Consider the following 14,244-nt stretch of genomic DNA (forward strand, 5'->3'; position numbering starts at 1 on the left):
CGCATGACCGCATACAAGTTCGCAGGCACCTTCGCCGCCGCGCTGCTCGCATCCACCACCTTCGCCAGCGCCGAAGGCATCACCCTCCACGCCCTCATGGAGGACGTGCCGGAAACCACTATCATCGAGAAGATGCTGCCCGAGTTCACCAAGGAAACGGGCATCAAGGTCGAGTTCGAGAAGGTCGGCTACGGCGACATGCACGACAAGCTCGTCGCCCAGCTCGTTTCCGGAGAGAGCTATTACAACCTTCTTTCCGTCGATTTCCTGTGGGCGGGCGAGTTCCCGGCCGCCGGCTGGCTGACGGACCTGAAGCCCTATGTCGAGAAGTCCGGCTTCGACCTGAAGCCCTTCATCCCCTCCACGCTGGACCTGCTCGGCGCCACCGACAAGGCCATGCCCATCCTGCCCATGTACAACTACTCCATGGGCGTGATCTACCGCACGGACCTGCTGACGGACGAGAAGCTCGCCAAGGCCTATGAGGAGAAGACCGGCAAGAAGCTCGAACTGCCTGCCACGCTTGCCGACTATGTCGAGCTCGCCAAGTTCATGAAGGCCAACGCGGGCGTCGCCGGTGCGGCCATGCAGGGCCAGAAGGGCGACCCGAACGCGATGGAGTTCTCCAACTACCTCTTTGCGGCCGGCGGCGAGTATCTTGACGGCGACAAGGTCGTCCTTGACAGCGAGGCTGGCGTGAAGGCGCTGGATCTCTACGTCGATGCGATCCAGAACGCGGCGCAGACCGGCGCGCTTTCGGCAACGCTTGACGACACCATGCGCCTGATGTGCTCGGGCAATGCCTTCTCCATGGTCACCTACTGGTGGATGCTGCCGCAGCTCGACAACAAGGACGCCTGCCCGGCGGTTGCCGGCAAGCTGTCGCTCGGCGTGATGCCCGGCGGCCACGGCGAAAGCGGCGGCTGGGGCTGGGGCATTCCGGCCAATGTGCCCGATGATGCCAAGGATGCGGCCTGGACTTTCATCACCTGGGTTCAGGGCAAGGAGATCGCCGTCAAGCGGGCGCTGGAAGGCCATGCGCCGGTGCGCTCCGACGTCTTCGAGGACAAGGCCGTTCTGGAGAAGTATCCGTTCTATGCCGACGGCATGGACATCGTCGCCAGCGGCAAGTCCTTCCCGATCTTCACCTACTCCGCGCAGTATGAAGACGTCCTCGGCACGCAGGTCTCGCTGGCCGCAAGCGGCGATGCGACGACGAAGGATGCGATCAAGGCAGCCTCCAAGGGCCTGACCGATCTGCTTTCGAAGTAAGACAAGACCGTCTGAAACCGCTCCCAGACCCCGCGCACCGGTCGGTGACGCCGGGGCCTGGGAGATCTTCCCGCGCAGGAGAGCGTGAATGTCACTTTTCAGCTCGCTGGACAGACGCAGACGCACCGGGTGGGCCTTCGCCGCGCCGGGGCTTTCCGCGCTTGCCATCACCATGGGCTTTCCGCTTCTCTATGCGCTGGCGATTTCCCTTTCCTCCATGACGCTGCTCAAGCCGCACCTCTCGCCCTTTGTCGGCTTTGACAATTTCATTTCGATCATGGGCGAGAGCCTGTTCTGGCATTCTCTGTTCCTGACGATCCGATATTCGGTGGCGACGGTGGTCGGCGAGTTCGTGATCGGGCTCGCCATCGCGCTCATGCTCCAGCGCACGTTCCACCTGCGACCAGTCTATTTCGCGATCCTCACCCTGCCCATGGCGATGTCGCCGGTGGCCGTCGCCCTGATCTGGCGCATGCTGCTGCAGCCAAATCTCGGTATCGTCAACCAGATGCTGGTGGGAATGGGCCTGCCTGCGGTGGACTGGCTCGGCAGCTCCGATCTTGCCCTGTCGACGATGGTCGGGATCGATATCTGGCAGCAGACCTCGTTCGTGGTGCTGCTGCTGTCGGCCGGTCTTGCCTCGCTGCCGAAGGATCCTTACGAGGCGGCGGAAGTCGATGGCGCAAGTGCTTTCCAGCAGTTCTGGTACATAACCCTGCCGCTGCTGCGCCCGATCTCGGCCATTGCCATCATCATCCAGCTCATCAACGAGTTCCGCACCTACGACCTGATCTACGTGCTGACGAAAGGCGGGCCGGGCGTGTCCACCGAGCTTCTGTCCTTCTTCGCCTACAAGCGCGCCTTTCAGGGCCTCTCGCTCAACGAGGGCAATGCGGCGGCCTTCATCCTTCTGCTGATCGTGCTGGTGATCACCGTCGTGTTCTTCGCACGCCTGGAACGCAACAACTGAGCGGCGCCTCGCAAGCCTGCGTTGCCGCCCTGCCCCCTCCGAGGGCGCGATGAGATGTGTGTGATCGCCCGGCGGGGCGGCCGGTCGATGCGCTTATGCGAGCATGCCGGGCGCTTGCAGGCGTTCTTTACGTATCCTTCGCTCCTATGAGCTAGTCTGCGTGTGTTCGCCCGACGAAGATCCACCCGCCGAGCAGCGCCGTACCATGAACAGCCAGATCACCCTCAAGCAGCTCGAAACACTCTACTGGATCGCCCGTCTGGGGACGTTCGAGCGTGCCGCGTCGCGGCTTGCAACCTCTCAGTCCGCCGTTTCCAAACGAATGCAGGAACTGGAACGCGCCTCCGCCATCGAGATCTTCGATCGCAGCCAGCGCGGCGCCCGGCTGTCGGCGAAGGGGGAGGAACTGCTCGCCATTGCCGAGAAGATGCTCGTCCTGCACGATCAGATCGCGGACGTACGGGCGAGCGAAACCGGTCGGCCGCGGCTGCTGCGCCTGGGCGTTACCGAACTCACCGCGATGACCTGGCTGCCCCGTCTTGTCGGCGTGCTTCGCGAGCATTATCCCGCGCTGAAGATCTCGCCGGCTGTCGACATGAGCCGGACCCTTTTCTCTGCACTTGAAGACGATCACCTCGATCTCATCATCGTTCCCAGCGCCTTCCGCATGCCGGAGTTCTTTTCGCTGCCGTTGGCGGAGGTCGAGAACGTCTGGATGGCGAAGAAAGGGCTCATCGATACGAGCCGGCCCCATTCGGTCCGCGATCTGGCGGAATATCCGATGCTGATGCAGGGCAGCCAGTCGGGTTCCGGCATCCTGCTCAACAAGTGGCTGCAATCGCAGGGCATAGCGGTACAAGAGGCATTGACCTCCGACAGCATGACGGCGCTGTTGGGGCTCGCTGTCGCCGGGCTCGGCGTCAGCTACCTTCCCGGACACTGCTTTTCGCATCTGGTTGACAGCGGTCAACTCGAGATCATCCGCACCGAGGAAAGCCTTCCACCCGTTCCCTACGTCGCCATGTACCGCGAGGACCGCCCTCATTCGTTGATCCACCATGTGGCCGAGATCGCCGCGAGTTGTGCGGATTTCGAATGCAGCTTTCAAAGCTGACAGTCTGCCGTGACGGGAAATTGCCACGGGTGCCGCCCCCGCCCGGACCTGCATGGCATGACATATTGGAATGAATTGATAGTCGCTAATATCTCTTTTTATTGATTATTCCCCCGTCTTACCTTGAGGCCTCGTCCTTACGCGGTATCGAGGTTTCTCCCATTATGGCGATTGCGCTTTCGAAGAAGGTCCAGGCTCTCAAGCCGTCGGCAAGCATTGCTGCAAAGCAGCGCGTGACGGAACTTCAGGCCCAGGGCCGCACGATTCTCGATTTCACGCTGGGCGAGCCGGATCAGGACACCCCGGAGGCGATCATCGAGGCCGGCGTTGCCGCACTTCGCGGCGGGGACACCCATTACACAGGCTCCGCCGGCAAGCTTGAGCTGCGCAAGGCGATCTGCGAGAAGCTCGCGCGCGACAATGCCGTCAGCTATTCGCCCGACGAAATCGTCGTCGCGGCCGGGGCCAAGCAGATCATCTACGAGGCCTTTGCCGCGACGCTGGAAAGCGGCGACGAGGTTGTCATTCCCGCCCCCTATTGGGTCAGCTATCCCGATATCGTCCGTCTCAACGGCGCGGTCCCGGTCATCGTCGAGTGTCCGCCGGAGGCGGGCTTTCGCCTGACGCCGGAGGCGCTTGAAGCCGCGATCACGCCGAAGACGCGTTGGCTTATCGTGAATTCCCCATCGAACCCCTCGGGCGCGGTGCTCGAAAGGGAGCACTGGGCGGCTCTCGTCGAAGTTCTGGAGCGCCATCCCCACGTCGCCGTCATGACGGACGAGATCTACGAGAAGATTGTCTTCGACGGCATCCGCAACTGCTCGCCGGTCTCCCTGGCCCCCGGCATGAAAGACCGCTGCCTGATCGTCAACGGCATGTCCAAAGCCTATGCGATGACCGGCTGGCGTATCGGCTATGCGGCCGGTCCGGCGAACCTGATCAAGGCGATCATCAAGCTGATCGGCCAGTCGACGACGTGCACCACGGCCTTTGCCCAGACGGCGGCGACAGAAGCGTTGCGCGGCGACCAGAAGCCCATCGCCGACATGGTCGCGATCTACCGGGAACGCCGCGATCTCATCGTCTCCATGCTGAACGACATTCCAGGCGTAACCTGCTCGACGCCCGGCGGCGCCTTCTATGTTTTCCCGGACATCCGTCCGCTTCTGGGCCGCAAGGGGCCGGATGGCGCCATCGATAGCGATCTCGAGCTTGTCAGCTATCTGCTCGACGAGGCCGGTGTCGCGGTGATGGACGGCACGTCCTACGGAATGCCGGGTTTCCTGCGCCTGTCGTTTGCGACTTCCACGGCCACCATCCGCTCCGGTTGCACCGCCATCGGCGCTGCCATCGCCAAGCTTTCCGACTAATTATCAGGAAAACCAGTCAGATGACGTCTTCCACTCCCGACAAGGAAACCGTTGACCGCCTGATCGCGGCGTTCAGGGAATGCCCTGTTCCCAACATCAGCGACAACATGGAACGCGCGGTCGGCGCGCGGGGAATCCGCCCTTTTCACAAGGGAAGCCGCATGGCGGGGCGCGCGCGTACCGTGCGCACCAATCCGGGTGACAATCTCTTCATCTACAAGGCCTTCGAGCTTGTCCAGCCGGGCGATATCGTGGTCGTCGATGGCGGTGGCTACGAGGACCGGGCCCTGATCGGCGAGATCATGTCTGCGATCGCCAGGTCCAGGGGCGCGGCGGGCATGGTGCTCGACGGCGCCGTTCGCGATGCCGATGCCCTTGCGGCCGATGACTTCCCGGTCTTCGCACGCGCCGTCTCTCATCTCGGCCCCTACAAAAACGGCCCCGGCAAGCTCGACATTCCCGTCAGCATCGGCGGGCTCGTCATTTCTCCGGGAGATATCGTCGTCGGCGATTGCGATGGTATCGTCGCCTTCCCACCTTCGATTGCGGAAGACCTCCTTGCCGCGACGCTCAGGCAGCAGGAGAAGGAGGCAGACATTCTCGCCTCCATCGCCAACGGCACCTACGCCGGGGCCTACGGCAAATGATCCGGTAGCCGCGCCTCGGCACGGCGCCTCCCCGGTCCTTCCGGACACGACGAGTCTCGCGCCCTGCCCCAACCAAGATGAAGCCTGCCATGACCGACACGACCTTCCGCATTTCCCATCTGGGCGAACGGGCGCTGCTCTTCGAGGTGCCCGGCCCGATGGTTCTTGATGTTCAACGCCGCATCTGGGCCTTCGCCCGGGAGCTCGATGAACGCAAGGAAGTGCGGGAGACGGTGCCGGGCGTGCACAGTGTCCTGGCGATCCTGCACGATGAGGTGGCCACGGAGCGGTTCGCACCACGGCTTGCGGCGCTGTGGAACGAGATCGAGCCGCTGCGCGAACCTGGCCGCCTGATCGAGGTGCCGGTCGTCTACGGTGGGGAGATGGGCGAGGATCTCGGCTGGATCGCCTCCAGCCGTGACCTGACGGTTCGCGAGGCGGTCGAAATCCACTCCGCTCCCGAATACACGGTCTATGCGCTGGGCAGCCAGCCCGGTTTCGGCTATCTCGGCGGCCTGGATGCCTGTCTCGCCACGCCGCGTCGCACGACGCCCAGGCTCAGCGTCGTCGCCGGCAGCATCATCATCGGGGGCGCCCAGGCCGGTGTGCTGTCGCGCACGTCTCCATCCGGCTGGCACATCATCGGCCACACCGAACTCGATTTCTTCGATCCCGCGGCCGACCAGCCTTCGCTCATCGCGCCGGGCGATCGCATCCGTTTCCGTCCCGTGGAGGTTCTGAGTTGATCGAGATCGTCAATCCGGGGCCACTCGCCTCGATCCAGGATCTGGGACGAACAGGCCTTCGCAGCATCGGCGTCGGGTCCTCCGGCGCGATGGACCCACGCGCGCTCCGCATCGCCAACCGGTTGATCGGCAATGACGATGCGGCAGCGGGTATCGAATTCACCTACGGCGACTTCGAGATCCGGTTCACGCAAAGCCTCGACATAGCGATTTCGGGCGCCGCGGCCGAGATATTCATCGATGACGCCGCCACCCCACGATGGTGGGCGCAGACGGTTCACGCCGGCCAGTGCCTGCGTGCGGGCTTTTCGCAAAGCGGCATGCGGATCTATCTTGCGGTCGGCGGCGGCATCGACGTGCCGGTGGTGATGGGCGCACGCGCAACCGATCTCAAGGGCGCCTTCGGCGGGCTCGACGGGCGGATGCTGCAAGCGGGCGATCGCCTGCAGGCCCGAAGGCCGAGGCTTGGCGCGGAAATCACCGGCTTCGGACTGAGCAAGGCCCATCATCCCGGTCTTTTCGCCGAAGGCGCGGAAGAGCGCGTGCTGCGCTTCGTGCCCGCGGCGGAGTGGGACGACTACGACGACGCCAACCAGCAGCTCTTCGTGGAAACCGACTGGACCGTTTCCTACGACAGCAATCGCAACGGCAGCCGACTGGAAGGTCCGCAGCTCGTGCCCATGCATCGGCGCGAACTGCTTTCCCACGGCATCCTGCCGGGAACCATCCAGCTGCCGCCGTCGGGCCAACCGGTCGTGCAGCTTCAGGAAGCCAATACCTGCGGCGGATACCCGAAGCTCGGTGCGCTGATTGCCGCCGATCTTCATCGCTTTGCCCAGGTACCACTTGGCGAGACGGTCCGCTTCAAGCCAGTCATGCTCGACGAGGCACGCGCGGCGGACGCCGTCGAAGAACATCGCATCCGCGCCATCGCGCGCTGAGTGATCCGGTTTGCACCTTTGCGCCGGGCGCATAGACGAGAAGATCGAACGAATGAGAGAAATCGACGTCAATTCCGATCTCGGGGAGGGCTTCGGCCCCTATGTCATCGCCGATGACGCGGCACTGATGCCGCTTGTGACTTCCGCGAATATCGCGAGCGGCGGCCATGCGGGCGACCCTCAGACCATGGACAAAACGCTGGCGCTTGCAGGCGCGAGCGGCGTCAAGGTGGGCGCCCATATCGGCTACTCTGACCGTGAGGGCTTCGGCCGGCGCAAGCTGCAGATGTCGGCGAAGGAACTTGAGTTGATGGTGATTGCCCAGCTCGGCGCTCTGGCGGCCCTGGCGGCTCATCGCGGCTTGCGCCTCACCCATGCGAACTTCCACGGCGCGCTCGGAAATCTCTCGTTTGCCGACACGGATGTCGCGAAGGTTCTCATTGGCGCGATCAAGGCGTTCGACGCGAACCTGAAGTTCATCGGGCTCCCCGATACCGAAGCCTCCCGCGAGGCCGAACGGCAGGGACTGACCGTGATCTGGTCGTTCCTCGCCGACCGTGGCTATACCGCACCCGGCCGGCTTGCGCCGCGCGGAGTGGAGGGGGCGGTCATTCACGACCCGGAAGCGGTGCGTCGCCGGGTGGCCGAGGTTCTCTCCAGCGGACGACTTGCTTCGGTAACGGGAGAGGAGATGACCATCCCCGTGGATTCAATCCTGGTCCACAGCGATACCGCCGGCGCGCTCGATCTCGCGCATGCGATCCGGGCGGGAATTTCGGACGCGGGTTGCCAGATCGCGCCTTATGCGGATTAACCCCGGTTCTGGCGCCGACGCGGGGCTCCAGGAGTGACTAAGAAGCCTTGGCCGTTCCGCCAGTCTCGCGGGGCGCTCGCCGTCAGGGGCACTCCACGCTCCGCCTTTTGCGTATGTGACCGAAACACGCGATAGCCCGTTCATACATTCCAAATTGTAATGATTGGACGTAACAAAATATCGCTATTTCGAGCCGTGCGGCAATGCCACACTCTTTTGTACCCGTCGGCATAAATGCCGCTTCTTCCATAAAGAACAACAAGAAAAAATTCACCCATCGGAGTCTACCCGAGATGCTAAAATCTGCAACTGTCGCCTTGGCCGTCTTGTCCGGAGCCATGATTTCCGGCGCCGCTCAGGCTGAGAACTGGGATCTTCCTCTCGCCTGGCCCGACACCAACTATATCAGCGTCAGCGCCCAGAAATTCGCTGACGACGTCAAAACGGCGACTGACGGCCGCCTCGAGATCACCTTGCACACGGGCGGCTCGCTCGGCTTCAAGGGACCGGAGATGCTCTCGACCGTCGGCGACGGTCTCGTTCCCATCGGCGACATGCTCCTCAACCAGCAGGTCGGCACCGAGCCGCTGCTCGGCATGACCTCCCTGCCCTATTTCCTCAGCTCCTTCGAGCAGCTGAAGCAGTTCAACGACTACTTCCGCCCGACGCTCGAAAAGCTGATGAAAAAGAACAACCAGAAACTTCTCTACACGATCCCCTGGCCGCAGCAGCAGATCTGGACCAAGACCGAGGTCACCGATATCGCCTCGCTCTCCGGCATCAAGATCCGCAGCTATGACCGCGCCTCCACCGACGTCTTCGCATCCGCAGGCATGACCCCGGTCCAGCTGCCGTGGGGTGAAGTCATCCCGTCGCTGGCCGCCGGCGCAATCGATGCGGTTGCCACCTCCTCGCCTTCCGCCGTCGACGGTTCGTTCTGGGAATTCATCAAATACGGATACCCGACCCGTCAGACGTGGAATATGAATGCGATGACAGTCAACCTCGACCGCTGGAACGCGCTCAGCGAGGAAGACCGGAAGGCGATCATGGATATCGCCACCAAGCTTGAGCCGGCCTTCTGGCAGGCGGCGCAGGACGAGGACGCCAAGAATTCGGCAATTCTCGAAAAGCACGGCCTTACGCTTGCTCCGATTTCCGACGCACTGCGCGCGGAACTCGCAAAGCGTGCGGAGCCTCTGCGTGCGGCTGCCCTTGAGAAGATGGGCGGCGATGCCAAGGCGATCGTCGACGGTTTCAAGCCGGAATAGCCCCCGTCAAACCGATCTGGCCGGCCCGGGCGACTGATCTCGCACGGGCCGGTTTTTCAACAGTCCGCCCCGCCGAACGATTGATAAGGAAACCGGGAGATGTTCTTTCTCAATCTTGTGGACCGGTTGTCACGAGCGTTGGCGTTTCTGTCGGGCGCCGTGATCATCGGCATTGCGCTTCTCGTCGCATCCGAAATTTTCCTGCGCAACATCGTTGGCGTGAGCCTCTCCTTCGTCTGGGAAGTCTCCGTCTACCTGCACATGTGCGCGATCTTTCTGGGCGCCGCGTGGACGCTGCGCACCGGCGGGCACATCCGCGTGACGCTGCTGCGCGCCGTCATGCCGCGTCTGTTCGAATGGTTCGCGACGCTGATCGGCCTCGTCATCTCCGCCTACGTGACCAACGCCCTCACCCTGCTCGCCTGGGGGTATCATGCGACGGGTCGCACCTCCGGCTCGACCACGGATGTGCCGCTGGTCTACCCCGCCGCCTTCATCGCTTTCGGCTCCCTTCTTCTCACCGTTCAGATCGCCCTGCGCCTCGTTCATCTGGCCATGGGACGGCCGGTCGAACTCGACAGCGCGCGTGAAGAAGGCGTCAACGCGCCGATCATGGATTGAGTTGCTGTATGCCCCTTCCCTCCATCGTCGCCATTCTCTCGCTTCTTGCCATTCTCGCGTCCGGTGCCTGGGTCGCTCTTGGGCTGATGGGCGTCGGCATCTTCTCGCTCGAGGTCTTCCGCACGATCCCGGTTGAAAAACTGCTCGCCCAATCGATCTGGAACGGCATTTCCTCGCCCGAGTTGCTGGCGCTTCCGCTCTTCATCCTTATGGCGGAGCTGCTCTTTCGATCCCGCTTCATAGACGGGATGTTTTCAGCGCTCGAGCCATGGGTTCGCCGGCTCCCGGGTGCGCTGCTTCACACAAACATACTTGCCTGCGCCTTCTTCGCGCTCGTCTCCGGCTCATCGGCCGCGACGACGAGTTCGGTCGGCCGCATCACGATTTCCGAGCTCGACGCGCGCGGGTACGACCGACGACTGACCCTCGGCACGCTCGCAGGTGCAGGCACGCTTGGCTTCCTCATTCCGCCGTCGATCGTCATGATCGTCTATGGCGTGATGTCTCAGACCTCGGTCCTCAAGCTGTTCACAGCGGGCCTCGTCCCCGGGTTTCTGCTTACCGCCTGCTTCATGACGTTCATCGCCGTTCTCTCGAAACTGCGTCCCGGCATCGTCCCTCAGGGCACGAGCGACAATTCGAGGATCTGGCACGAACGCCTGCAGGGCATGCCGAGCCTGCTCCCCTTCGTCGTCCTGATCGGCTCCATCCTCGGTTCCATGTACGGCGGGCTTGCCAGCCCGACGGAAGCCGCGGCGGTCGCGGTCATCGTCACGATTGTGCTGATGGCGCTTGAGCGCTCGCTCAGCCTTGCCGTTCTCAAGGCTGCGGCCGTGGGAACCGCCCGCACCGTTTCCATGCTCGGTCTGATCATCGCGGCCGCGAGCTTCCTCGCGTCGGCCATCGGATTTCTCGGCATGCCGCAGGCGGTGGCCGCCTTCATCAACGGCATGAACCTGCCGCCGCTTGGCCTCATCGTCCTGTTGATGCTCGTCTATATCGTGCTCGGCAGCTTTCTGGAGGGCATGTCGATCATCGTCATGACGATCCCGATCGTCATGCCCTTGGTGGTGCATGCGGGATACGACAAGATCTGGTTCGGCGTGTTCCTGATCCTGATGGTCGAACTGGCGCAGATCTCACCGCCGGTGGGAATGAACCTCTTCGTGCTGCAGGGCCTGACAGGCCGACCGCTTTCCTCCGTGGTTCGCGCCGCCTTTCCCTTCTTCCTGATCATGCTGTGCTTCGTGTTCTTTCTGGCGGTCTTCCCGCAGGTCGTCAGCTTCCTGCCGCAGCTGCTGTAGAGAGAACCGGACGACGAACGGGTCCGATACACCGCGCCCACGTATATCGGCGTCTCCATCCTGCTATGGCGCCGGATCCGGCCTCTGCTCGATATGAACGCGGATCAGTCGGGCAAGCCGCGCGGCATCGCGCGTCTCGAGCGCCTCGACCATCGCAATGTGTTCGGCGGCGGAGCGCTCGATTCGGGCCAGGTTATGCCATTGCGCAACGGGGGCGGGCGATGTCCTGAGCCGTAACTCGTCGACCAGATTGACCATCGCCGCATTTCCCGCGCACGAAAGCAGCGCGCGGTGGAACCTCAGATTGGTTTCATAGAGCTGGTCGTAGGCGCCGCGCCGCACCATGTCGTCGAAGGCCCGGGCGAAATCCCTGAGCCGTTCGACGTCTTGCGTCGTCGCACCCTCGACAATCGCCGCGCAGAACCCCGTTTCGATGGCGAGGCGGATGGCGAGGATGTGGTCCGTTTCAGGCGTGTCGGCGGGATGGACCGAATAGCCTCGGTTTGGTTCGTAGCGGATGATCCTGCGACCTGCCAATGTTTCCAGAGCCTTGCGGACCTGGGCACGATTGACGCTGTAACGCTCCTGCAGGTCGACCTGCTTGAGCCAGGTTCCAGGCCTGAAGGCACCGGACCGCAGATCATCCGACAGTCGGCGGATTACGTCCTCAGCCGAAACCGTCATTATCACCTCCCCCTCTCCAGCCGACAGAACCCGCCTCCCGATCCCCCGGCTCCTGTCCGACGGCATTGCCGTCTGCGTATTTTTTACGCATCCGCGGATACTTCAACAGGTCTGACGACTTTTTCGCCACGGCTTTCTTGCCTGTCATCTGGTTTGGTGCCAATTTCGGCACCAATCCGTAGCGCCCCTCCCTCCACTCCCCGGAGTTCCAAGAAGAATGTCGAACAAGAATAGCGATCCCGTCTGGCAGGAGGTTGATGAGCGCCGCGAGGCCTTTGCCGCACTGTCCGACCGCATATGGGACAAGCCCGAACTCAATTTCGCCGAAACTGCAGCTTGCAGCGAACACGCGACGATGCTTCGGGCGGAAGGTTTTGAAGTTCGAACGGGAATTGCCGGCCTGCCGACCGCCGTCATGGGCGAAGCGGGAACGGAGGGGCCCGTCATCGCCATTCTGGGCGAATACGATGCCCTGCCGGGATTGAGCCAGGAAGCGGGCGTGGCCGAACACAGGCCGATTGTCGAGGGCGGCAATGGCCACGGTTGCGGTCACAACCTGCTTGGCGCCGGCTCCCTGCTCGCAGCGGCGGCGCTGAAGGCATGGCTTGAGAAGACAGGTACGCCCGGGCGCGTGCGCTACTACGGCTGCCCGGCCGAGGAAGGCGGCTCGGCCAAGGGATTCATGGTGCGAGAAGGTCTGTTCGACGACGTCGATATCGCGATCTGCTGGCACCCTGCCCCGCTCGCCGGGGTCAATCCGCCGGATTCGCTCGCCTGCAACGAGATCCTGTTCGAATTCGACGGCAAGGCCTCGCACGCCGCGTCGTCGCCCGAACTCGGCCGCTCCGCACTCGATGCGGTGGAGCTGATGAATGTCGGCGTCAACTACATGCGCGAGCACATGCCCTCCACCGCACGTATCCATTATGCGGTCACCGATACCGGCGGGACGGCGCCCAACGTGGTTCAGGCCCACGCCGCCGTGCGCTATCTCATCCGGGCCCGTGAACTCGACGAGCTCACGCCGCTGGTGGAACGGGTCCGCAATATCGCGCGCGGCGCCGCGCTGATGACCGAGACCCGGATGAGCGAGCGGGTGGTATCGGGCGACGCCAACCTCATCGGCAACGATCCGCTCGAAGAGCTGATGCACGCCGAATTGTTGCGCCTCGGGCCTCCGCAGTTCGACGATCAGGACCGCGAATTCGCGCAAGCCATCCGCGCCACCCTCTCCCCTCAGGACATCCGCGCCGCCTTCGGCCGTTTCGGCCTCGAGCCGCGCATGGATCTTCCGCTGGCGGATGACATCCTGCCGAGGAGCCGCGGTCTGGGAACCTCGATCGGATCGACCGATGTCGGAACCGTTAGCTGGGTCGTTCCGACCGTCCAGATGCGGGGGGCGACCTGTGCGGTTGGCACGCCCGCCCATTCCTGGCAGCTCGTGGCGCAGGGCAAGTCCGGCATCGCCCACAAGGGCATGACCCATGCGGCAAAAGTGATGGCGGCAACGGCGAAGGCGCTTTTCGAGGATCCGGAAAGGATCTCGGCGGCGAAGGCGGATTTCGCCAAACGCCGTGCAGGACGCCCCTTCGTCAACCCGCTGCCCGACGACGTCGCACCGGATCTCCCGGAGGCGGCGGAGTGAGGGCGCGCCCGCCCGAGACCGGAGCGACTTGTTGCCGAGCGGCTTGATTCACTCTAATCGGACTGAACTCCAGTGAATGCCCACCCCCGGACCGGACGAAACGGACCGCCCGGCCGCAAGGACTGTTCATGAATTCTCTCGGTTTCTTCGAGCTGATGGGTTTCGGCCCCTTGGGGTGGGGCCCTGCCCTGCTGAAGGCGGCGTGCATGACGCTCGCCATCGCGGGCACGGGCTACATCATCGGCGCCACGCTTGGAACGCTGCTCGCCTGGGCCAAGATCTCAGGCCGGCGGTCGCTGCGCATCATGGCGGAAACCTACACCACCGTACTGCGCGGCATTCCGGACCTTCTGGTGATCTATCTGTTCTATTTCGGCGGGTCGTTGGCGCTCACGAAAATCGCCAAGCTGTTCGGCCACGACGGCTTCGTCGACCTGCCCGGCTTCGCGGCCGGTTCCATCGCCATCGGCATCGTGTCTGCGGCGCAGCACACAGAAGTGTTTCGCGGTGCCTACCGGGCGGTGAGTGCGGGTGAGATCGAGGCCGCGCAGGCCGTCGGCATGGGGCGCCTGCTCATGTTCCGCCGCATCCTGCTGCCGCTGGTCGCCCGCCATGCGCTGCCGGGCATGGGCAATGTCTGGCAGATCACCTTGAAGGAGAGTGCGCTCGTCTCGGTCACGGGCGTCGTGGAACTTGTCCGCCAGGCGCAGATCGCGGCCGGCTCGACGCGGGAGCCTTTCTACTTCTTCTTTGCCGCCGCCATCCTGTTTCTCGTCATCACGTCGCTGTCGGGCCTCGTTCTGGGGCGCGCGGAGCGGTACTTCAACCGCGGCGTGAGGAGATAG

The 14,244-nt window shown here is 63.4% G+C and carries 14 protein-coding genes; 13 read left to right on the forward strand and 1 reads right to left on the reverse strand.

Translation table 11 applies throughout. The annotated features are described in order from the left end of the window. Positions 1 to 3 precede the first annotated feature (3 nt). The 11 genes from V2L18_RS11365 (at position 4) to V2L18_RS11415 (ending at position 11,070) form a co-directional block, all read left to right on the forward strand. Entirely contained in the window at positions 4 to 1,272 is a 1,269-nt protein-coding gene (locus V2L18_RS11365) for an extracellular solute-binding protein (RefSeq protein ID WP_336178364.1), read from the forward strand. Positions 1,273 to 1,360: 88 nt separating this feature from the next. After that, positions 1,361 to 2,242 carry a sugar ABC transporter permease gene (locus tag V2L18_RS11370; RefSeq protein ID WP_336178365.1) on the forward strand — a complete coding sequence of 294 codons (882 nt, stop codon included), beginning with the start codon at positions 1,361 to 1,363 and terminating at the stop codon, positions 2,240 to 2,242. 205 nt (positions 2,243 to 2,447) lie between these two features. Next, positions 2,448 to 3,356, forward strand: coding sequence for a LysR family transcriptional regulator (locus tag V2L18_RS11375; RefSeq protein WP_336178366.1), 909 nt, complete (start codon positions 2,448 to 2,450; stop codon positions 3,354 to 3,356). 164 nt (positions 3,357 to 3,520) lie between these two features. Continuing rightward, the gene (locus tag V2L18_RS11380) at positions 3,521 to 4,726 is read left to right on the forward strand and encodes a pyridoxal phosphate-dependent aminotransferase (RefSeq protein WP_336178367.1); all 1,206 of its coding nucleotides are present in this window, start codon (positions 3,521 to 3,523) and stop codon (positions 4,724 to 4,726) included. Positions 4,727 to 4,746: 20 nt separating this feature from the next. Next, positions 4,747 to 5,373: an RraA family protein gene (locus V2L18_RS11385; protein WP_107990496.1), complete on the forward strand. Its 627-nt coding sequence runs from the start codon at positions 4,747 to 4,749 to the stop codon at positions 5,371 to 5,373. 89 nt (positions 5,374 to 5,462) lie between these two features. Beyond that, positions 5,463 to 6,119: a 5-oxoprolinase subunit PxpB gene (gene pxpB, locus V2L18_RS11390; protein ID WP_336178368.1), complete on the forward strand. Its 657-nt coding sequence runs from the start codon at positions 5,463 to 5,465 to the stop codon at positions 6,117 to 6,119. Further along, complete coding sequence (locus tag V2L18_RS11395; protein ID WP_336178369.1) at positions 6,116 to 7,060, forward strand: biotin-dependent carboxyltransferase family protein; 945 nt, start codon at positions 6,116 to 6,118, stop codon at positions 7,058 to 7,060. The genes pxpB and V2L18_RS11395 overlap by 4 nt, the downstream gene beginning before the upstream one ends. Positions 7,061 to 7,112: 52 nt before the next feature. Then, positions 7,113 to 7,874 carry a 5-oxoprolinase subunit PxpA gene (locus V2L18_RS11400; RefSeq protein ID WP_336178371.1) on the forward strand — a complete coding sequence of 254 codons (762 nt, stop codon included), beginning with the start codon at positions 7,113 to 7,115 and terminating at the stop codon, positions 7,872 to 7,874. 293 nt (positions 7,875 to 8,167) lie between these two features. After that, positions 8,168 to 9,145 (forward strand): TRAP transporter substrate-binding protein, encoded by a 978-nt coding sequence (locus V2L18_RS11405; protein ID WP_336178372.1) that lies wholly within the window; start codon positions 8,168 to 8,170, stop codon positions 9,143 to 9,145. A gap of 99 nt (positions 9,146 to 9,244) precedes the next feature. Beyond that, positions 9,245 to 9,766 (forward strand): TRAP transporter small permease subunit, encoded by a 522-nt coding sequence (locus V2L18_RS11410; protein ID WP_336178373.1) that lies wholly within the window; start codon positions 9,245 to 9,247, stop codon positions 9,764 to 9,766. 8 nt (positions 9,767 to 9,774) lie between these two features. Continuing rightward, positions 9,775 to 11,070 carry a TRAP transporter large permease subunit gene (locus V2L18_RS11415; RefSeq protein ID WP_336178374.1) on the forward strand — a complete coding sequence of 432 codons (1,296 nt, stop codon included), beginning with the start codon at positions 9,775 to 9,777 and terminating at the stop codon, positions 11,068 to 11,070. 63 nt (positions 11,071 to 11,133) lie between these two features. On the opposite strand, the gene V2L18_RS11420 is transcribed toward V2L18_RS11415, so the two are convergent. Beyond that, a complete protein-coding gene (locus V2L18_RS11420) occupies positions 11,134 to 11,754 on the reverse strand; it encodes a GntR family transcriptional regulator (RefSeq protein ID WP_336178375.1) in 621 nt (206 codons plus the stop codon). A gap of 217 nt (positions 11,755 to 11,971) precedes the next feature. Between V2L18_RS11420 and V2L18_RS11425 the strand changes: the two genes are divergently transcribed. Together V2L18_RS11425 and V2L18_RS11430 are read left to right on the forward strand one after the other, a co-directional pair. Next, positions 11,972 to 13,399 (forward strand): amidohydrolase, encoded by a 1,428-nt coding sequence (locus tag V2L18_RS11425; protein WP_336178376.1) that lies wholly within the window; start codon positions 11,972 to 11,974, stop codon positions 13,397 to 13,399. Positions 13,400 to 13,527: 128 nt separating this feature from the next. After that, entirely contained in the window at positions 13,528 to 14,244 is a 717-nt protein-coding gene (locus V2L18_RS11430; RefSeq protein WP_336178377.1) for an ABC transporter permease subunit, read from the forward strand.

The sequence above is a fragment of the Breoghania sp. JC706 genome (assembly GCF_037026715.1).
Lineage (GTDB): Bacteria > Pseudomonadota > Alphaproteobacteria > Rhizobiales > Stappiaceae > Breoghania.